This window comes from uncultured Aquimarina sp. (assembly GCF_947492115.1).
Taxonomy (GTDB): domain Bacteria; phylum Bacteroidota; class Bacteroidia; order Flavobacteriales; family Flavobacteriaceae; genus Aquimarina.
Genome location: NZ_CANLMM010000008.1, coordinates 1 through 19,542, shown reverse-complemented (window position 1 = coordinate 19,542; position 19,542 = coordinate 1). Strand labels below are relative to the sequence as shown.

At 33.6% G+C, this 19,542-nt stretch carries 20 protein-coding genes and 1 tRNA gene; 10 read left to right on the top strand and 11 right to left on the bottom strand.

What is annotated here, in order from left to right; translation table 11 throughout:
- The first annotated feature begins 59 nt into the window (after positions 1 to 59).
- Genes Q1A73_RS19950 through Q1A73_RS19940 form a run of 3 tightly spaced genes read left to right on the top strand, consistent with a single transcriptional unit; the run spans position 60 to position 1,483 of the window.
- Positions 60 to 521 (top strand): hypothetical protein, encoded by a 462-nt coding sequence (locus Q1A73_RS19950; RefSeq protein WP_299609244.1) that lies wholly within the window; start codon positions 60 to 62, stop codon positions 519 to 521.
- Positions 521 to 868: a hypothetical protein gene (locus tag Q1A73_RS19945; protein ID WP_299609242.1), complete on the top strand. Its 348-nt coding sequence runs from the start codon at positions 521 to 523 to the stop codon at positions 866 to 868. The genes Q1A73_RS19950 and Q1A73_RS19945 overlap by 1 nt, the downstream gene beginning before the upstream one ends.
- Positions 869 to 880: 12 nt before the next feature.
- Positions 881 to 1,483 carry an alpha-ketoglutarate-dependent dioxygenase AlkB gene (locus Q1A73_RS19940; RefSeq protein ID WP_299609239.1) on the top strand — a complete coding sequence of 201 codons (603 nt, stop codon included), beginning with the start codon at positions 881 to 883 and terminating at the stop codon, positions 1,481 to 1,483.
- A 44-nt stretch (positions 1,484 to 1,527) separates the two neighbouring features.
- Here the strand turns inward: Q1A73_RS19940 and Q1A73_RS19935 are convergent, their stop codons facing one another.
- Complete coding sequence (locus Q1A73_RS19935; RefSeq protein WP_299609236.1) at positions 1,528 to 1,941, bottom strand: DoxX family membrane protein; 414 nt, start codon at positions 1,939 to 1,941, stop codon at positions 1,528 to 1,530.
- Positions 1,942 to 2,147: 206 nt separating this feature from the next.
- On the opposite strand from Q1A73_RS19935, the gene Q1A73_RS19930 reads away from it, so the two are divergent.
- Positions 2,148 to 3,011: an AraC family transcriptional regulator gene (locus Q1A73_RS19930; RefSeq protein ID WP_299609234.1), complete on the top strand. Its 864-nt coding sequence runs from the start codon at positions 2,148 to 2,150 to the stop codon at positions 3,009 to 3,011.
- A gap of 4 nt (positions 3,012 to 3,015) precedes the next feature.
- On the opposite strand, the gene Q1A73_RS19925 is transcribed toward Q1A73_RS19930, so the two are convergent.
- On the bottom strand, positions 3,016 to 3,798 hold the full coding sequence (locus Q1A73_RS19925; protein ID WP_299609231.1) for a S1/P1 nuclease: 783 nt from the start codon (positions 3,796 to 3,798) through the stop codon (positions 3,016 to 3,018).
- A gap of 153 nt (positions 3,799 to 3,951) precedes the next feature.
- Here Q1A73_RS19925 and Q1A73_RS19920 point away from each other — a divergent pair, with 153 nt between their 5' ends.
- From Q1A73_RS19920 to Q1A73_RS19895, 6 genes are all read left to right on the top strand, one after another.
- Positions 3,952 to 4,887, top strand: a complete 936-nt coding sequence (locus tag Q1A73_RS19920) for an alpha/beta hydrolase (RefSeq protein ID WP_299609229.1) — start codon at positions 3,952 to 3,954, stop codon at positions 4,885 to 4,887.
- A gap of 41 nt (positions 4,888 to 4,928) precedes the next feature.
- Complete coding sequence (locus tag Q1A73_RS19915; protein ID WP_299609227.1) at positions 4,929 to 5,735, top strand: Cof-type HAD-IIB family hydrolase; 807 nt, start codon at positions 4,929 to 4,931, stop codon at positions 5,733 to 5,735.
- Positions 5,736 to 5,740: 5 nt separating this feature from the next.
- The gene (locus Q1A73_RS19910; RefSeq protein ID WP_299609224.1) at positions 5,741 to 7,636 is read left to right on the top strand and encodes a peptidase M61; all 1,896 of its coding nucleotides are present in this window, start codon (positions 5,741 to 5,743) and stop codon (positions 7,634 to 7,636) included.
- A gap of 72 nt (positions 7,637 to 7,708) precedes the next feature.
- Positions 7,709 to 9,013: a DUF819 family protein gene (locus Q1A73_RS19905; protein ID WP_299609222.1), complete on the top strand. Its 1,305-nt coding sequence runs from the start codon at positions 7,709 to 7,711 to the stop codon at positions 9,011 to 9,013.
- A 58-nt stretch (positions 9,014 to 9,071) separates the two neighbouring features.
- Positions 9,072 to 9,809 (top strand): DUF4369 domain-containing protein, encoded by a 738-nt coding sequence (locus Q1A73_RS19900; protein WP_299609219.1) that lies wholly within the window; start codon positions 9,072 to 9,074, stop codon positions 9,807 to 9,809.
- 124 nt (positions 9,810 to 9,933) lie between these two features.
- Entirely contained in the window at positions 9,934 to 10,176 is a 243-nt protein-coding gene (locus Q1A73_RS19895) for a hypothetical protein (RefSeq protein ID WP_299609216.1), read from the top strand.
- Positions 10,177 to 10,470: 294 nt separating this feature from the next.
- On the opposite strand, the gene Q1A73_RS19890 is transcribed toward Q1A73_RS19895, so the two are convergent.
- The 9 genes from Q1A73_RS19890 to Q1A73_RS19850 form a co-directional block, all read right to left on the bottom strand.
- Positions 10,471 to 10,544, bottom strand: a tRNA-Thr gene (locus Q1A73_RS19890).
- A gap of 57 nt (positions 10,545 to 10,601) precedes the next feature.
- Entirely contained in the window at positions 10,602 to 10,868 is a 267-nt protein-coding gene (locus Q1A73_RS19885; protein ID WP_299609213.1) for a hypothetical protein, read from the bottom strand.
- A 57-nt stretch (positions 10,869 to 10,925) separates the two neighbouring features.
- Positions 10,926 to 11,903 carry a type I phosphomannose isomerase catalytic subunit gene (locus Q1A73_RS19880; protein WP_299609211.1) on the bottom strand — a complete coding sequence of 326 codons (978 nt, stop codon included), beginning with the start codon at positions 11,901 to 11,903 and terminating at the stop codon, positions 10,926 to 10,928.
- Complete coding sequence (locus Q1A73_RS19875; RefSeq protein ID WP_299609209.1) at positions 11,896 to 12,357, bottom strand: peroxiredoxin; 462 nt, start codon at positions 12,355 to 12,357, stop codon at positions 11,896 to 11,898. Before Q1A73_RS19875 ends, Q1A73_RS19880 begins: the two co-directional genes overlap by 8 nt.
- Positions 12,358 to 12,363: 6 nt before the next feature.
- Positions 12,364 to 12,774, bottom strand: coding sequence for a 6-carboxytetrahydropterin synthase (locus tag Q1A73_RS19870; protein WP_299609207.1), 411 nt, complete (start codon positions 12,772 to 12,774; stop codon positions 12,364 to 12,366).
- Entirely contained in the window at positions 12,771 to 13,289 is a 519-nt protein-coding gene (idi, locus tag Q1A73_RS19865; protein ID WP_299609205.1) for an isopentenyl-diphosphate Delta-isomerase, read from the bottom strand. Before idi ends, Q1A73_RS19870 begins: the two co-directional genes overlap by 4 nt.
- A gap of 172 nt (positions 13,290 to 13,461) precedes the next feature.
- Positions 13,462 to 15,420 (bottom strand): OmpA family protein, encoded by a 1,959-nt coding sequence (locus Q1A73_RS19860; protein ID WP_299609203.1) that lies wholly within the window; start codon positions 15,418 to 15,420, stop codon positions 13,462 to 13,464.
- 76 nt (positions 15,421 to 15,496) lie between these two features.
- Positions 15,497 to 16,453 carry a type IX secretion system membrane protein PorP/SprF gene (locus Q1A73_RS19855; RefSeq protein ID WP_299609201.1) on the bottom strand — a complete coding sequence of 319 codons (957 nt, stop codon included), beginning with the start codon at positions 16,451 to 16,453 and terminating at the stop codon, positions 15,497 to 15,499.
- Between the two features lie 53 nt (positions 16,454 to 16,506).
- The coding region (locus Q1A73_RS19850; protein WP_299609198.1) for a gliding motility-associated C-terminal domain-containing protein at positions 16,507 to 19,542 on the bottom strand (3,036 nt) is incomplete at its 5' end.

Sequence of the window (19,542 nt, the reverse complement as noted above, 5' to 3'; positions counted from 1 at the left end):
ATTTTTTTGTATCTTTAGATAGCACACAAATTAGCAGATATAAATTAAAATTCTTTCTCATGACTCCTTTATTTAAAAAACTTCAACTTCCTCCTTCTCTTGATGAAATTTTAATATTAAACGAGCCAGAAGGTTTCTGCAAAGAATTAGATTGTTTGAAAGATGTTACAGTAAAGGAATCTTTAATTCAAGTATCCGAAGTTGATTTTGCTTTAGTATTTGTCACTGAAAAAAAACAGATTGAAAATCGTATAGAAACTGTATATCCAAAATTAGTTGGTGATGCGGTATTGTGGTTTGCATACCCTAAAAAAAGTTCCAAAAAATACAGTTCTGAAATCACAAGAGATCATGGATGGGGTGTTTTAGGGGATTACAATTTGGAAGCCGTTAGACAGGTGGCTATTGACGAAGATTGGAGTGCTTTAAGATTTAGAAAAGTTGGTTTTATCAAAAAAATGACAAGGAGTAAAGATTTCGCATTGAGTAGTGCTGGAAAAGAAAAAACTACAGGTTTTTAATGAGTTGGCATTTATTTCTTTTATCCGGTATTTTTATTCTTGCAGGTATTTTTCATTTCGTAAAACCTAAAGCTTTTATGAGAGTCATGCCTTTGTATATTCCCTATCACAGACAACTTGTTTACTTAAGTGGTTTAACCGAAATCGCAGCAGGAATTGGGTTATTATTTATAACAACAAAATCTGCAGCAGCATGGGGAATTGTTACAATGCTTATTTTGTTTTTTCCTGTACATATTCATATGCTGGTGCATCAAAAAGCAGGTCTTGGATTGCCTAAAACAATTCTTGTTTTACGATTATTACTTCAATTTGGTTTAATATATTGGGCGTATTCATATACCTAAAACATATTTAATTTGGATCTTTTTACCCATCAAAACCAACATATCCCAATTACACTACCTGATGGTGAGGCGCATTACTATCCGAGCTTTTTTGACAAAAATGAAGCAGATAGTTTATTTGAAATACTCAGCACCACTATACAATGGCAACAAGATGATATCAAAGTTTTTGGCAAAGTATATCCACAACCTCGTCTTACTGCTTTATATGCCAATAATAACAACACATATTCGTATTCCAATATCACCATGCAACCTCATCAATTTACAAACGAGCTACTGATTATTAAAAAAAAGGTCGAACAGATAACCTCTGAACATTTTACTACCTGTTTGCTTAATTTATATCGAGATGGCCAAGACAGTAATGGTTGGCATTCTGATAACGAAAAAGAATTAGGAAAAGAACCAACAATAGCCTCGGTTAGTTTAGGGGAAGAAAGGTGGTTTCATTTTAAACACAAAACAAAAGACCTAAAGCAAAAAATATTACTCCAACATGGAAGTTTGCTAATAATGAAAGGAAAAACACAAGAAAACTGGTTACATCAACTTCCGAAATCCAAGAAAATACAAAAACCTAGAATTAATCTTACGTTTCGGATTATCAAATAAATTTGGATTTATAAAAATCGGCTACACTTCGTTTTATAGAATGATCATATAGAATTATACAAATCTCTATGATAATCCATCGACTTAATATTATAATTGTTGTTCTTCAATAAGATTAAGGTTATCACAAAAAACATCGCATGCATTATAGCCAAAAACGGAAAATTAGCATCCAATAAGAAAAGTGATATAAAAGAAAACAATAATAACGCACATATCAGGACTTCTTTAGTAAAAATTCCAAGTACCAAAAACATCCCTAATATAAACTCTTCAAAAGGAACCAATGGAGCAAGGGATTCAATCAGCGGATGCGTAAACCACTCTGTATATTCGAAATAAGTATTTATTTCTTTTAGAAATTCTGAATATATAAAAACGTTATAAACGGAATGAACTACCAAATAGAGACCAAAAAGCACCCTTGATATCATATATAGATATACTTTAAACTTCATATGCATTTGTGTGAAAAATTGGGCAACAAAAATATATCTCAAGTGCAAAAAACAACTTGTAAAATTTAGCAAACAACTTGTACAATTAAAACATAACCCCTTAAATATCAATACAATTGAATAATTTAAACTAAAAATACAAGTACAAAATCACTATATTGTTTGATTTTATTTTTGTAACTTTAAAACAAAAGAAAGCACTGATAATGAATCGATATACCTTACATGAAACTTTTGTTGTACATCAATATGCATTTGATAAATGGGAAGCGGAACCACATAATCACAACTATTTTGAGATTATTTTTGTAGAAAAAGGAAGTGGGTATCATACTATAAATGGTATAAGATTTCGTTATAAGAAAAATGATATTTTTCTATTAGCTCCTGAAGACACACATCATTTCGAAATTGAAAAACATTCTGGATTTACTCATTTCAAATTTACCGAGCTTTTATTTTCCAGTAAAGTCAACTTACCCGATAGGAAATACTGGCTACAAAGAATTGAGCAACTCTTACATCATCCTAATATCATCCCAGGTGATGTGATAACTCATGAAGAAGACAGAAATATCATATGGGATATTCATAATGTAGTGATGGAGGAGTTTAAAAATGAAAAGATTTATTATCAAGAAATTATCTCTAATGCGATCAGTACAATTTTAAGTATTATCGTTCGTAATATTTCTGCTAAATATAGCAGTCATGAAAGAAACGTATCCATAACAGATTCTAGAATTGATCAAATCTTAAGTCATATTAGACAAAACGTATATGACAATGATTTAACAAAGATCAGTTATATGGCGGATAAATTTAATATGTCTCAAAGTTCTATCAGCACCTATTTTAAGAAAGCTACTGGAGAATCTATTCACCAATATGTTACCAAATACAAAATGAAACTGGTAGAGTACCGATTACAAAATACAGAATTTACCATTGCAGAGATCGCATACCAATTAGGATATACTGATGAAAGTCATCTTACAAAAACTTTTAAGAAATATTTTTCTATGTCTCCTAAACAGTATCGAAAAGACTTAACAACATTAAGTGAGTAAGAGTTTACCCAAAAATATCATTTAACATTTTGGCTAATCGAATTCCACCTTTTTGTAATTGTGATCTTACTATTGGAAAATAGTTGTACATATATTTGTACCCTAATTTTTCGCCCACATTAGCCGATCCATATACTTGTTTTGCCAAGTTTTGGGATTCATAAATCCAATCGAGCACATCTCCTTTTTCGATGGCTGATATTTGGGACAAAGACAATTCATCTGCATTATCTGCAAGTTCGGTATAACTCATACCATAGTAATCAATCATCTCGCTATCCCAAACTCTATGGAGATTAGAACCATCTCTAAACCAACGAACTTGAATATCATTCCCTCCTTTATCCTCACCTTTACCAACGTGCAACGGTTGGTGCAAATCACCTACGAAATGAACTAACAATTTAAGATGAAATTCCTTTTCTTTTTCGGAAGTATTTTCGTCCTTTAATATTGCTACACATTTTTCAATTCCTTTTATTAAATCTCCATACTTACTTGGAGTCTCTTCTCCGTATTTCTTACCAAAAGGAAAATTAACATAATGCCATGGACTATATCCTTTGTATTGATCATCACTTTTTATTTCATCCGCATAAACCGAAACAAATGCCAGACCATGTCCTTTCAGTAATTTATCAATGTTCCTTTTAGCTTTTTTGGTAAGATATTTTTCTGCAATTTGTCCCGTAACCCTATGTCCAGTTTTTCCCCAATCGTCAGTATTTGCTTGGATATTGTATGAAATAAGTAATATAAATAAAAATGTAATGTATCGAACAATCATGTATTGAATTTTGCCACAAAGATAAAAAAGGGTATGTTAGTGAATCGTTAAATGTCTCGTTTAACTCAGAATATTTTATCAAAAGAATCTATATCCAAAATATGGCAACATTTTTGTCGTTTCATAAATATAGTGTTGTAAACCCCTTGATATATGAAAGTACGATTTTCAATTTTTCTAATAGCTTTAACTACTATTTGTTTAGCGCAAGAGAAAGAAGAAAAAGAATATAATTCTGCTGTTGTTAGAGTCAATCGTTTTATCGAAGGTACTTTAGCTACACCATACTCAGATGACAAGGTTCCATTAGTGATTTTTATAATGGATGCGGGAGCTATTAATAGAGAGGGAAATGATCGAATGTCTAAAAATGATGCGTTCAAATTATTAGCCACTCAATTGGCAAAGCAAGGTGTAGCTTCGTATCGATATGATAAACGGCTTTTTAAAATTGATGCTTTCGGCATACGTGAAAACGAAATATCGATAGATCATTTTATAGAAGATGCTGCTGCGGTAGTATCCTATTTTCAAAAAAATGGAAATTATACCAAAATCATTATCGCTGGGCATGGACAAGGATCTCTAATAGGTATGATTGCAGCAAAAAATAATGTGGATGGTTTTATTTCTATTGCAGGAAATGCACAATCTATTGATCAAATTGTTGTGCAGCAACTAGAAAAACAAGCTCCTGGTCTAGATAAAAGTGCGGCTGTAGCTTTTTCTGACCTTAAGGAAAAAGGAAGAGCAATGAATTACGATCCAGCTCTAGAATCCATCTTTGGGTATCAACTACAACCATTTATGAAGTCTTGGTTAAAATACACTCCTTCTGAAGAAATCAAAAATTTAGACATTCCTATACTCATTCTGCAAGGTGACAAAGACCTTCAGGTAGAAGTTTCTGAAGCGGAAAAATTAAAAGAAGCTGTTCCTAATGCCGAATATGTTCTTATAGAAAATATGAACCATATTCTACGTAAAATAAAGGGAAGTAGGCTAGAAAATCATAAATCTTACAACGAATATTGGCTAGAAATTATGCCTGAAGTGACAACAGCTATTGCAAGTTTCGCAAAAAAATAGCTACCTTTAGAAAAAAGAATCGCTAACCTAATCCTTCAGAATTGAATTCACCTAGTATTGTTTTTTCTGACATTGACGGTACGCTGTTAAATGCAGAAAGAGAGCTTTCAGATTTTACTATTTCAGAAATAAAAAGAATTAAAGACAAGGTTCCTGTAATACTGATTTCCTCAAGAATGCCGAGTGCCATGACTCATTTGCAAAAAGAGTTAGACATTACTCACTTGCCCTTAATTTGCTATAATGGCGGTCTTATATTGGTTGATAACAAACCTATTCATTCAACATTTATAGCCCCTGAAGTCATTCATGAATTACACAATTTTAATAATGAAAATTCTTTTCATATAAGTCTATACCATAACGATGATTGGTTTGTTCCGTCTATGGATTTTTGGGCAAATAGAGAAGCTCAAAATACCAAAGTAAATCCTGTAGTAAAACCAACCAAAGAAGTTATTGACAATTGGAAGGCAGAAAATAAAGGTGCTCATAAAATCATGTGTATGGGCGAGGAAAAGTACATTGATGAAGCTTATCATTTTTTAGAAAGCAACTATAGTAATTCCTTACATCTTTATAGATCCAAACCTACTTATATAGAAATTGCTCATAAAAGTATTTCAAAATTAACAGCGATTGAATTGTTATTGGATACTCATTTCAAAATTTCTCTATCAGACGCTGTAGCTTTTGGTGATAATTATAACGATATTGCTATGATCAAAGCTGTTGGCACTGGAGTCGCAGTCGCAAATGCCAAGCCTGAGACGCTAAAAATTGCTGATGTAGTTACTTTATCCGGAAAAGAAGATGGAGTAGCAACCTATATTAAAAACCATATCTAATACTTGTGCTAAGAAAAATTAAATCAATTAGAGCGTTTGTTCTCTGCTATTTGCTATTCGTAATTGCTATTGGTTGTAAATCTGTAGAGCCAACAGTAAAACTGGATGTTACTCCAGTTATTGCTTCATTGGATTTAGTAAATATCATTGAAGATAAAATTCAAGTTGAGTTAAAGATAAGTAATATAGAAACCGATACTATTAGTTATTATTTACCAAAAATTGTTCCTGGTACTTATCAAAATAATAATTATGGAAAATATGTAGAACAATTCAAAGCTTTTGATATTGATGATAATCAACTTGATGTCGAAAAACTTGGTGATAATAGATGGAAAATTAACAACTCTAATTCCTTAAGAAAGATTACCTATCTGGTAAATGACACTTTTGATATTGAAGAAACTCATCAGGTTTTTTCTCCTACAGGAACGAATATTTCTCCGAATGAAAATTTTATCCTTAATCTATATGCATTCATTGGATATTTTGATAAAATGAAAGAGAAAAAATATAATCTCTTCATTAAACACCCTATTGATATGGAAGCCTCAACTTCTTTATCAGAATATTTACCAAAAGATCCTCCAAAAGGGGCAACCTACGATACGGATCTTTTTATTTTTAAAAGATATGCAGATTTGGCAGATTCTCCTATTATGTATACTGTTCCAGATCGAGTAACTTTTAACATTAATGAAATAGAGGTTTTATTAAGCGTATACTCTCCCAACAGAGTTCACCGAGCGGCACAGCTGATGCCTCAAATGGAAAGAATGATACGAGCCCAAAAGAACTTTCTTGGCTATATCAACACCACAAAAAAATATAGTGTTTTACTGTATCTTTCTACTGCTAAAAATGGTGATGCAAAAGGTTTTGGTGCTTTAGAACATAATACTTCTACTGTAGTCGTGTTACCAGAATCTATTCCTTTAGAAAAATTAGACGAATCATTAACCGATGTTGTTTCTCATGAGTTTTTTCATATTGTAACACCGTTAAGTATTCATTCTGAAGAAATACATGATTTTGATTACAACACTCCTAAAATGTCCAAGCATTTATGGCTATATGAAGGAACTACGGAATATTTCTCTTTATTATTTCAAATAAATCAGGCTCTTATCGGTAAAGAAGTATTTTTCGAAAGAATACTTGAAAAAATTAATAACTCTAAAAACTTTGATGATACTCACTCTTTTGCCGAAATGAGTAAAAACATATTACAAAGCCCTTACTTAGAAAATTATCGGAACGTGTATGAAAAAGGTGCACTCATCTCCATGTGTATTGATATTATAATGCGCGAAAAAAGTTCTGGAGCTTATGGCATTTTAGATTTGATTAAAGGATTATCAGGCAGGTTTGGTAGTGAAAAACCTTTTAAAGATGATGAGTTAATTGATATTATTAAAGAAGTGTCATATCCAGAAGTTGCTGATTTTTTAAATGCTCACGTGATCAATAACATACCTATCGATTATGGGTTTTACCTTAAAAAAGTTGGTTTAATTTATAATTCAGTAGAAATCCCTTCAGGTTATTTCATTCATGAACAAGAGCCTTTTATTAAAGGATCTGAAAGCACAAAAAAAGTTATATTCACCGAAGGTGCAGAACGAAGTAACTTTCTTAGAAAAGTAGGCATTAAAAAGAATGATATCTTACTAGGAATTAATACAAAAGAATATTCGATTAAAAACATCTATGATCTGTTTAGCGATTCTAACAGGTGGAAAGTTGGAGATGACATTTTATTTACTATAGAACGGAATAATCAAGTACTTAAATTTAATTCTAAAGTAATTACGCCAACAATAGAGAAAGTGATTCTAAAGGAAAATCCAAATGCAACCACCCAACAAATTTCTACCTTAAAAAGTTGGATTAACGACTAGAGTGATACTATATCTTTGTGTTAATTTCAAAAATTGTATTTTGCAACACATCTCATAAAATGAACTCACTCTATGGAAAATATTCCTTTTTTCACTAACGACACTATTGTTTTTGGAATCTTACTATTATGCCTTGGTTTGGTATTTTACACATCCTCGATTAAAACGGGCTTTTGGCAAGGTTTTTATAAGATCGTTCCTGCACTTTTATTATGCTACTTATTACCTGCTATTTTTAACTCTTTAGGAATTATTTCTCCAGAGTGGAAAGAGCTTGATGCAAATGGTGAGATCGTAGAAAAATCTTCTAATGTCTATTACATTGCGAGCAGGTACCTATTACCTGCCTCCTTAGTCCTAATGACACTAAGCATCGATTTAAAAGGAATATTTAATTTAGGACCAAAAGCATTAATCATGTTTGCCACAGGAACTGTGGGTATTATTATTGGAGGGCCGCTAGCAATATTACTAATTTCATTAATTTCTCCTGACACCGTTGGAGGAGCAGGTTTTGATGCCGTATGGAGAGGATTGTCTACACTTGCAGGTAGTTGGATTGGTGGTGGAGCTAACCAAGCTGCCATGCTAGAAATCTATGAATATAATCCTGACAAATATGGTGGCATGGTACTGGTAGATATTGTCGTAGCGAATCTTTGGATGGCAATTTTATTAATCGGAATTGGCAAAAGTGCAAAAATCGATCGATGGCTAAAAGCAGATAGTAGTGCTATTGAATCATTAAAAGAAAAAGTATCCTGTTATGCCGAGAGTGTAAACCGCAACCCTACATTAACAGATTATATCATCATGCTTTCCATAGCTTTTACAACCGTTGGCTTAGCTCATTGGGGAGCAGGAGGAATTTCGAAGTTTTTATCTAGCAATTTTGAAATTTTTAATGATAAAAGTTCTGCCTTATCATCTTTTACCTCACAGTTTTTCTGGATGATTACTATTGCTACGGCCATTGGAATTTTACTTTCTTACACTAAAGCCAAAAAATATGAAGGAGCTGGAGCAAGCAAAATTGGTAGTATCTTTATTTATATTCTTGTTGCTACTATAGGTATGAAAATGGATTTAGGTATGATTTTAGAAAATCCAGGTCTTATTGCTATTGGATTGGTTTGGATGACGATACACGCTCTACTACTAATAGGAGTCGCCAAACTTATCAAAGCCCCTTACTTCTTTCTGGCTGTTGGTAGTCAGGCAAACGTAGGAGGCGCAGCTTCTGCACCAGTCGTTGCCGCTGCTTTTCACCCTTCACTTGCTACTGTAGGTGTATTATTAGCAGTTTTTGGATATGTAGTAGGAACCTATGGAGCAATTCTATGTACAATATTGATGCAAATTGCTTCGGGAAGTTAGTTTTTCAATTGAATTTATAGCATCTTTGTACACCATTTTTAAAATTAAAAAAACCTTAATGCAACGAATTTCTGTTATTTTGCTTTTAAGCATTTTATTTTTCTCTTGTAGCACCCCTAAAAAAGAAGGAAACGTTTCAATCTCTGGTACCGTAAAAGGACTAAAAAAAGGAACTTTATATCTACAAAAGATACAAGATACGATTTTAATAAACCTAGATTCTTTAGTTATTGAAGGGGATCCACAATTCGCATTTCAAACTAATGTTGAAGAACCAGAAATTCATTATTTATTTTTAGACAAACACGATGGGAGTCAGTACAATGATAGAATTGATTTCTTCGCAGAACCTGGCCAAATTACCATTAACACTTCTTTAAATGGTTTTGAAAAGGACGCTATCATCGCAGGTGGTAAAAACCAAACCAAATTGGTAGAATACAACAAAATGAATAAGAGATTTAAGGACAGGAATCTTAGAATCATTAAAGAAGATTATGAAGCCAAAAAGCAAAATGACGAAGAGAAACTAGCTGAAAATGATATTGCTTATAAAAACTTATTACGACAAAAGTATCTTTACACTATCAATTTTGCAATTAATAATCGAAAGTTAGAGGTAGCTCCTTACGTTACACTTCATGAAGTTTTTGATGCTAATATAAAGTATCTAGATACTGTGGTAAATTCTTTATCTCCAAAAGTAAAAAAATCGCTTTATGGAAAACAACTTACCGAATATTTAGATGAGCGAAAAGCTAAAGAAGCCCAAAGAACTAAGAAATCGCCAAACTAACCTTAGCTCTTTTAGTTTTCTGCACTAGAATTACAATTATACCTTAGGTATTTAACTTTATTACCACAATTGATTTAGAGCTTTTTTAGTTACCTTAACTAACTAACAATTAACTCTTTAAATCATGTTAAAAAAGATTTTAAATCTAAACGGGGCTCAAAAACTAGGTAAAAAAGAGCAAGAATCAATTTTAGGAGGAGGTTTACGTCCAGGTGGAAGCAGATGCTGTGATCCAGCATTAGCTTGTTGTACAACAACCGATTTAGTTAATAATCCAGTATGTGGTGCGACCTATATTCCTGGATGTTATTTTCATCCAGCTAATCCTACTTCTCCTATTCCTCCTTATTACACTTGCTGTATTTAAGATTTAGAAGAACCTATTTTGGTAAAAAGACTCCAGACTTTTAACTAAGTTTGGGGTTTTGTTGTTTTATAAAAATCCATAAAATCTTATAGAAAAATGCTTTTAACCTTTTGTAACTCCTTATTATTCTTAGATATAAAAAAATCCTGACTTCATTAGAAATCAAGATTTACACTTAAAGAGCCGATAGAGGGACTCCCTTCGACTGTGCTCAGGACAGGCTTCTCGTCCCTTAAAAATTTCGCAAACAAAAAAATCCTAACTTCATAAAGAAATTAGGATTTGCACTTAAAGAGCCGATAGAGGGACTCGAACCCACGACCTGCTGATTACAAATCAGCTGCTCTAGCCAGCTGAGCTATATCGGCAAAGCGGTTGCAAATATAATTTCTGTAATCAAATTTGCAAATACTTTTTTAAAAAAATTATAACGAATTTACTTTTTCAGCTAAAGACTTCGCTGTTTTTTCTAAATCTTCTCGAATTGATTTAAAATGCTGAGCAGGATTTTCTATGGATCTATCACTAACTCTCGTCATCAATGTATCAAAAGAGTTGATAGCTTCATCTATGATCTCCTCACCTGCTTTTTTATCCTTATCAGGATTACCTTCCTCCCAGATATAAACTTCTTCTATAATATCTCCTAATACGTAGTTAATATCTTTTTTGAGATTTCTTTTATTTGCCATTATTATAAATTTTGTACAAAATTAGTCTTTTCGACCATTAATCAAATGGTTTTTATTCTAAATATAGGTTTGCAAAAATTTTGCTTCTTTAGACACTACTTCTATTTCTTGTATTTCCGCAGGCACCAAAATCGTTTCTCCAACATTTATTTTCATCTTTTGTTCATTTTGAATAATCTCTGCACTACCAGCAACACACATATAAATCACAAAAGAATCTAATGTCTCATGCGTTATTACTTTTTTCTGATCTATATCGATAAGATTTGTTATAAAGTATGGACACGCTACCAATGAGGTTATTTCATTTTTTTTAGAAGAATACTGAACCTTAGATTCCCTATCAGTAGAAAAATCTATAGCCTCTAATGCGTCTTCCTGATGTAGCTCTCTATAATTCCCAGCAGCATCTGTACGATCCCAATCATAAATACGATAGGTGATATCAGATGTTTGTTGAATTTCTGCTAATAATACTCCTTTTCCTATTGCATGGATTAAACCAGCATATACAAAAAAAGTATCTCCTGTAGTAACAGGTTCATAATGCAGTAATTCTTTGATCGTTTTATCTGCTACACTCTTTTCATATTCTTCCGGACTTACTTGCTTGTCAAAACCTATAATTAAATTAGAATCTCGATCGGCTTGGAGCACATACCACATTTCGGTTTTACCAAATGAATCATGTTTTACCTTGGCCAATTCATCATCGGGATGCAATTGCACAGAAAGATCTTCTTTTGCATCAATAAACTTGATCAATAACGGAAATTTAGTACCAAAACGATTAAAGTTCTTTTCTCCTAATATCCTTTTTGAATAGACTTCTAATAATTCTTTTAGTGTTTTTCCCTTAAAATGTCCATTAGACACTACAGAATAATTATCTTCAACATCACTTACCTCCCAACTTTCGCCAATATGGTCACCTTGTTCTTGTTTACCAAGAATTGTATTTAATTTAGAACCTCCCCATATTTTCTCTTTTAATATAGGCTCAAATTTCAATATGTAAAGTGAGTCTTTATCCATTTGTAATAGCTTTTACTATCCTCAACGCTTCTTTCATATGTTTTGATGCGCTAGAACTATTAAACTTTAGTTTAATGATACCGTTTTGGTCAATTACATAAGTTTCCCTTCCTGGCAGCAATCCGAACAAACTAGGTTTAACTCCAAAAAGTTTTCTTAATTCACCTTTCCTATCTGACAAAAAAATAAAGGGTAATTTATATCTATTTTTAAATCTTTCGTGTGATTTTACACTATCAGAACTAATACCGATTACTTCGACTCCTTCTTGTTTGAAATCTTCATAACTATCTCTGAAGTCACAAGCTTCTTTAATACATCCTGGAGTAAAGTTCTTCGGATAGAAATAGATTACACATGGTGTTTTTCCTATAATTACATTGCTATGGAAATATTCTCCATCATCTTTACTAGCCGTAAATTCAGGTATTTTATCCCCTAATTGCAAACCCATAGGTTACTATTTGCCATTATATATTACATAATTACGTGGGGTTTCGAAAAGTGTTACTTCGATATCGTATTTTAAATTTAGCTTTTTACGAAGTCGATTCCAAATTACGACAGCAATATTTTCTGCAGTAGGATTTAAATTTTTAAATTCTTCTACTTCTTCGTTAAGATTTTTATGATCCATATAATCTTCTACTTCCGTCTTAATATGATCTTTTAATACTTTAAGATCGATCAAATAACCGGTTTCGGGATCTATGTCACCAATAACAGCCACTATTAATTCATAATTGTGACCATGAAAATGGGGATTACTACACTTTCCAAAAATCTGATTGTTTTTCTCCTCGCTCCAATCTTTTCTATACAGTCGATGTGCTGCATTAAAATGAGCTTTTCTACAGGCTTTTATCCTCATAACCTTATATATTCATAAAACTTATCAAAAATGATCTTAAACCACGCTGTATAGCTTTCTGGATTGGTTGCTATATCTTTTTTAATATCGGCAATTGACATCCATTTCCAATCTGCTACTTCTTCTGGGTTAATTACAGGATCATTTTCATAATGTCCTATCAATACGTGATCTAATTCATGCTCCGTAAGACCATTATCAAATGGAGCTTTATAAATAAACGAAATTGTTTCCTTTAAAGGAGTTACAAATCCCATTTCTTCTTGCAATCTTCGGGTTCCAGCCTCGATATTGTTTTCTCCTTCTCTTTGATGACTACAGCAAGTGTTTGTCCATAGTCCTGGTGAATGATATTTATGATGAGCTCTTTGTTGAAGCATTACTTCTTTTTTATCGTTCAAAACAAAAACCGAGAATGCTCTATGTAATAATGCTTTTTCGTGGGCTTCGAGCTTAGGCATTAACCCTAATTGCTCATCATTTTCATTCACTAAAATGACTTTTTCTTCTTCCATTTCTTAGTATTGGCTCAAAGCTACAAAATCATAAAAGCAATTCATAATCTATCTTTTTTTTGACAAAAAATAAACTATTGTTTAAGATTTAAAATGAAAAAACACCTTAAACTAGTAAGGTGTTTTTTGTAAACTGAAAATCTATTATTGATTTATATAGGGCTATTATATATTACTTAACAATAATAAATTCACTTCGTCTACTAAGTTGATATTCTGCTTTGGTACAGTTAGAATCGTTTCCACAATCATTTACGAGTTGTGTCTCTCCATACCCTTTACTTGTTAATCTATCCGCTGAAATTCCTTTAGAGATCATATATTTCACCGTAGATTTCGCTCTTTGCTCTGATAACCACATATTATAAGCATCGTCTCCATGACTATCTGTATGTGATCTCACGTCGATTTTCATATCAGGATATTGATTCATTACTTCAATCACTTTAGCCAATTCTACCGCCGCATCGGCACGTATATAAGATTGATCAAAATCAAAATAAATTGGATTTAATGATAATACTTTAGCCAAGTCATCTCCAACATTAGCTGTCTTCACTTTCTTCTCTAGTAATAGTGGAACATCCAACGTTTCTGTTTTTCCTGGTGTTTCTACTAACTTTTCAATCGTTGTGTATTCCTCTTTTTCTGCTCTCACAAAGTACTTGGAACTACATTTTACAACATGAGAATATGCTGCATCATCTCCGACAATGAAACTTTCTAATAAATTATTACTACTATCGTAGATAGAAACTTTTGCACCTGTTAATAATTCTTCAGTATCCTTATCTTTTACAACGCCTGCGATAGTAATCTCACAGAAACTCTTAAGATCCTCCAGCTGTAGAAAACTATAAATATCGTCTTTTCCTCTTCCTCCATCTCTATTAGATGAAAAATATCCTCTTTTAGATTCATCATCTACAATAAATGCAAAATCATCATCTGGACCATTTACTGGCTTGCCTATATTAACAACCAGCTTCTCCTCATCTGTTTGTGGATTTAATCTGGTAACATACACATCTAAACCTCCTAATCCAATATGACCATCTGAGGCGAAGTATAAATCATTATTTGAACTAATGAAAGGAAATGTTTCTTTACCTTCTGTATTGATTCGATTTCCTAAATTTTTAGGTTCTCCTAAACCTCCATCTGCATTGATTGATACCTGGTAAATATCAGATTGTCCTTCTCCACCAGGCATATCCGATGAAAAATACAATATTTTTTCATCAACACTTAACGCCGGATGAGCAGTAGAATACTCGTCACTGTTTATGGATAAATTTTGAGGTGTAGTCCAACCTCCCTGGGTATTCTTGTAAGAACGATAAATTTTTAAACGATTTGTTCCTTTCTTATCATTTCCATATCGTCTACCGTCATAATTATTTCTTGTAAAATACACTGTATTTCCATCTTTTGAAAAAATAGGTGTAGACTCATGAAACTTGGTATTAAGTTTACTATCAAACTTTTCTATCTCTGACAACTCTCCATTAGTAGGATTGTATTCTGCTCTATATAAATCCAAGAAGGGCTCCTCATTCCATTGATGCACACTTTTCTTAAACAAAAGCGTATCTCTGGAAGAACTAAATACAATAAATCGTCCAAAAAATGCAGAACCAAAGTCTGTAAACGAAGAATTTACAGATGAATTTTCTATTTCAAATCTTCCAGACTGAAAATCAATTCGTTTCAAATAATTGGGTTCATCCTGAAATAATTGAGCTCTTTGATCATCAGAACTTGTTTCTGCAAACTTTTTCATATATACATCGGCATCATCGTATCGTCCTACTGACTTTAAAGTCTGCGCATATCTGAAATAATATTCTGGCTCAACTTCGCTAGGATAATTTTTCACTAACTCTTCATACCATTTTGAAGCTTCTTCAAATTGACTATTGAAATAATAGCTATTTCCAAGGTTTTTGTAAAGATCAGCACTTTTATATCCTTTTTTAACAACTTTTAAATAGGTTTCCTGTGCGTCTATATATTCATATTTATCATATTGACTTTGTGCAGATTTCAACTTTCTATCCTGGGCTTGAGTAGCACTCAAAAATGAAACTCCGACAAAAACAACTAATAACTTGTGTAATATTCCCTTCATTTTATTTTGGTTGTATTTTAGTAAAAAATCGTTCTAAAACTTTACTACAGTTCTGAAGATTGATCTAATTAAGGTTTTAAAAGAAACGAGGTGTTAGCATTCTATTATATTTTCTAAACAATTCAAAACGTAGCATTACTTCATAACTTCCATCATTAAATTGTGTTCTTCCTAATTCGGTCGATTCTTTATCATATGCAAATCCAATCATTAAAGAATCTGAAATCTGGAAACCAGCCATGGCACTAAAAGCCGCACTCCATCTGTAAGCTGCTCCTAATGTTAATTTATCATATAACAAGAAATTAGCCGATAGATCTACCTGTAAAGGAGCTCCAAATACTAATTTAGATAATAATGCTGGTTTAAATTTTAGATTATCATTTAGCTCAAAAACGTATCCTGTTATCAAATAATAATTAATACGTTCTTCTGCAATAAATGTTGATGAATCATTACTATTTACTGTAGCATCTTCATCGAAATGATTTGTCTCTAATAAATTAGGAGCACTCAATCCAGCATAAAACTTATCTGTATGATAATAGATTCCAACACCCACATTTGGACTAAATTTATTATCGATATTATTCTCAAAATTCGGGTCATTAATTTCGAACTGTGACAATCTTTGGAAATCTACATTTAGTAAATGCCCTCCCGCTTTTAATCCAAAACTTAATTTTCCTGTATCCGAAGTAGGAATCGTGTAGGAGAAATCAATATCAAAGTAGGTTTCATCTGTAGGTCCAATTTCATCATTTACGATAGAGAACCCTAACCCAACTCGATTATTATCTCCTATTGGAGTGTTTAACGTTAAGGTTTGTGTTCTTGGGGCTCCATCCAATCCAACCCATTGACTACGATGCAACCCCATAATACTCATAACACCTCGGCTACCTGCATATGCAGGGTTTACGCTTATCGTATTATACATATACTGGGTATATTGTGCATCTTGCTGAGCCGTAGCATAGTTCGAAACCAAACCAAATGCAATCAGCATAAATATTGTTAATAGTCTATTCATAAGTATCAATATTTGATTTAGGGAATAACAAATATACTATTCCAAATATAAATTTATCTGTTAATATACAAGTAACCTGCTTTATACGTATTTTCTCCTCTTGAATTTATGTATTCTAAAACATAGTAATATGTTCCTACAGGTAGTTTATTATTCTGAGCTATGGTAACTCTTCCGTTACTAATTCCTGTAAATAATTCCACTCCTGGTTGCATATATCCATCTTCTTCGAATACTTGAACACCCCATCTGTTGTAAATCCTTAACGTATTATCTGGGAAGCTATCTAATCCTACAATGATAAACTCATCATTTATACCATCACCATTTGGACTAATACCAGTATAGATAGTAATTGGATCATCAGGATCTGTAAACACTCCTTCGATAATTGTAACAGTTTCATCCTCTGCATCTCCATCACCATCGGTATCAACATCTGTTGTATTGGTAGGATCATCAGAAACATCAACCACATCATCTCCATTTGGATCTTGACCTGTTACTGTAGCCTGATTGATTACTTCTCCTGAAAGAACATCTTCTGCCGTTAACACGTAGGTAGCTGTAAATGTGGTCATATCAATCTCTCCTACTGCTAAATCAATAGGACCGCCAGTTATAACAATTCCTGGTAATGGATCTGATAATACAATATTGGTGATATCTACATTACCTGTGTTCTCTACTGTAAAAGTGTACTGAATCTCATCTCCAACATTAGGAAGACCATCATCATTTACATCTACATAGATACCTGTTTTAGTAAGTGCTAAATTAGGTAACTGATCAATCTCGGTAATCGTCTCATCATTGGTTGGATCATTATCTCCATTATCATCTACTAATTCATCTCCATTATCTGAAATATCGATCACATCATCTCCATTTGGATCTTCTCCTATCACAGTAGCGCTATTTATAACTTCTCCGTTATTAATATCAACTTGTGTAATTACATATGTTGCCTGTGCAGTACCTTGTTCTCCTGGTGCCAATGTAGATGGTGTAATAGTTAGATTAGTGCTTCCAGTAAGAATATCATCGATAAAAATATTACTTACCGTTACATTACCTGTATTGGTAACAGTGAATGTATAGGTAATAACATCTCCAACATTTGAACCATTAGCTACACCAGTTTTAACTAATGTTAAATCAGGATCAGCTATAAGATCTGTAACTGTTGGATCGTTATCCGTCTCTCCATCGGTCGTGCCATCTCCATTTGGTGTCTCAACAGTCTCATCGCCTGCATCGGATACATCTGTTACATCATCCGTACCACTTGGACTATCTCCTGTAGCTGTAGCACTGTTCTCTATAAAGCCTGCATCCATATCTGCTTGGGTAATCGTTTGATTTGCTGTCACTGTTACACTAGCACCTGGTGCTAAACTTGTTATCGGACTGCCTACAATACTTCCCGCATCTGCATTCGCATCCTCTATCTCAATATCGGTTAATGTAACATTACCTGTATTGGTCACTACAATATCATACTCGATAACATCATTCAATGCGCTTCCTGCTACCCTAACCGTCTTGATAACGCTTAGACTTGGATCGGCTGTCAAATCTGTAACTGTTGGATCGTTATCCGTCTCTCCATCGGTCGTGCCATCTCCATTTGGTGTCTCAACAGTCTCATCCCCTGCATCGGATACATCTGTTACATCATCCGTACCACTTGGACTATCCCCAGTAGCTGTAGCACTGTTCTCTATAAAGCCTGCATCAATATCTGCTTGGGTAATCGTTTGATTTGCTGTCACTGTTACACTAGCGCCTGGTGCTAAACTCGCTATCGGACTGCCTACGATACTTCCTGCATCTGCATTATCATCAGTGATCTCAATATCTGTTAATGTAACATTACCTGTATTGGTCACTACAATATCATACTCGATAACATCATTTAAGGCACTTCCTGCTACTCTAATTGTCTTGATAACGCTTAGACTTGGATCTGCCGTAAGATCTGTAACTGTTGGGTCGTTATCGGTCTCTCCATCGGTCGTTCCATCTCCATTTGGTGTCTCAACAGTCTCATCGCCTGCATCGGATACATCTGTTACATCATCCGTACCACTTGGACTATCTCCTATAGCAGTAGCACTGTTCTCTATAAATCCTGCATCGATATCTGCCTGAGTAATCGTTTGATTTGCTGTCACTGTTACACTAGCGCCTGGTGCTAAACTCGCTATTGGACTGCCTACGATACTTCCTGCATCTGCATTCGCATCCTCTATCTCAATATCTGTCAAAGTAACATTACCTGTATTGGTCACTACAATATCATACTCGATAACATCATTTAAGGCACTTCCTGCTACCCTAACTGTCTTGATAACGCTTAGACTTGGATCTGCCGTAAGATCTGTAACCGTTGGATCGTTATCCGTCTCTCCATCGGTCGTGCCATCTCCATTTGGTGTCTCAACAGTCTCATCACCTGCATCGGATACATCTGTTACATCATCCGGACCTCCTAGAGGACTATCTCCTGTAGCTGTAGCACTGTTCTCAATAAATCCTGCATCGATATCTGCTTGGGTAATCGTTTGATTTGCTGTAATTGTTACACTAGCACCTGGGGCTAAACTCGCTATCGGACTGCCTACAATACTTCCCACATCTGCATTATCATCAGTGATCTCAATATCGGTTAATGTAACATTTCCTGCATTAGTCACTACAATATCATACTCAATAACATCATTCAAGGCGCTTCCTGCTACTCTAACTGTCTTGATAACACTCAAACTTGGATCAGCAGTAATCGTAGTAACTGTTGGGTCATTGGTAGGATCTGAATCTGTACTTCCATCCCCATTTGGTGTCTCAACACTCTCATCGCCTGCATCAGATACATCTGTTACATCATCCGTACCACTTGGACTATCTCCTGTAGCTGTAGCACTGTTCTCTATAAAGCCTGCATCAATATCTGCCTGTGTAATTGTTTGATTTGCTGTAACCGTTAGACTTGCTCCTGGTAATAAACTTGCTATCGGACTGCCTACAATACTTCCCGCATCTGCATTCGCATCCTCTATCTCAATATCGGTTAATGTAACATTACC

Bases quoted from the DNA above. Each gene is read 5' to 3' on its own strand.
- Q1A73_RS19950 (WP_299609244.1), top strand. From the start codon at position 60: ATGACTCCTTTATTTAAAAAACTTCAACTTCCTCCTTCTCTTGATGAA.
- Q1A73_RS19945 (WP_299609242.1), top strand. From the start codon at position 521: ATGAGTTGGCATTTATTTCTTTTATCCGGTATTTTTATTCTTGCAGGT.
- Q1A73_RS19935 (WP_299609236.1), bottom strand. From the start codon at position 1,941: ATGAAGTTTAAAGTATATCTATATATGATATCAAGGGTGCTTTTTGGT.
- Q1A73_RS19930 (WP_299609234.1), top strand. From the start codon at position 2,148: ATGAATCGATATACCTTACATGAAACTTTTGTTGTACATCAATATGCA.
- Q1A73_RS19925 (WP_299609231.1), bottom strand. From the start codon at position 3,798: ATGATTGTTCGATACATTACATTTTTATTTATATTACTTATTTCATAC.
- Q1A73_RS19920 (WP_299609229.1), top strand. From the start codon at position 3,952: ATGAAAGTACGATTTTCAATTTTTCTAATAGCTTTAACTACTATTTGT.
- Q1A73_RS19905 (WP_299609222.1), top strand. From the start codon at position 7,709: ATGGAAAATATTCCTTTTTTCACTAACGACACTATTGTTTTTGGAATC.
- Q1A73_RS19900 (WP_299609219.1), top strand. From the start codon at position 9,072: ATGCAACGAATTTCTGTTATTTTGCTTTTAAGCATTTTATTTTTCTCT.
- Q1A73_RS19895 (WP_299609216.1), top strand. From the start codon at position 9,934: ATGTTAAAAAAGATTTTAAATCTAAACGGGGCTCAAAAACTAGGTAAA.
- Q1A73_RS19885 (WP_299609213.1), bottom strand. From the start codon at position 10,868: ATGGCAAATAAAAGAAATCTCAAAAAAGATATTAACTACGTATTAGGA.
- Q1A73_RS19880 (WP_299609211.1), bottom strand. From the start codon at position 11,903: ATGGATAAAGACTCACTTTACATATTGAAATTTGAGCCTATATTAAAA.
- Q1A73_RS19875 (WP_299609209.1), bottom strand. From the start codon at position 12,357: ATGGGTTTGCAATTAGGGGATAAAATACCTGAATTTACGGCTAGTAAA.
- Q1A73_RS19870 (WP_299609207.1), bottom strand. From the start codon at position 12,774: ATGAGGATAAAAGCCTGTAGAAAAGCTCATTTTAATGCAGCACATCGA.
- idi (WP_299609205.1), bottom strand. From the start codon at position 13,289: ATGGAAGAAGAAAAAGTCATTTTAGTGAATGAAAATGATGAGCAATTA.
- Q1A73_RS19860 (WP_299609203.1), bottom strand. From the start codon at position 15,420: ATGAAGGGAATATTACACAAGTTATTAGTTGTTTTTGTCGGAGTTTCA.
- Q1A73_RS19855 (WP_299609201.1), bottom strand. From the start codon at position 16,453: ATGAATAGACTATTAACAATATTTATGCTGATTGCATTTGGTTTGGTT.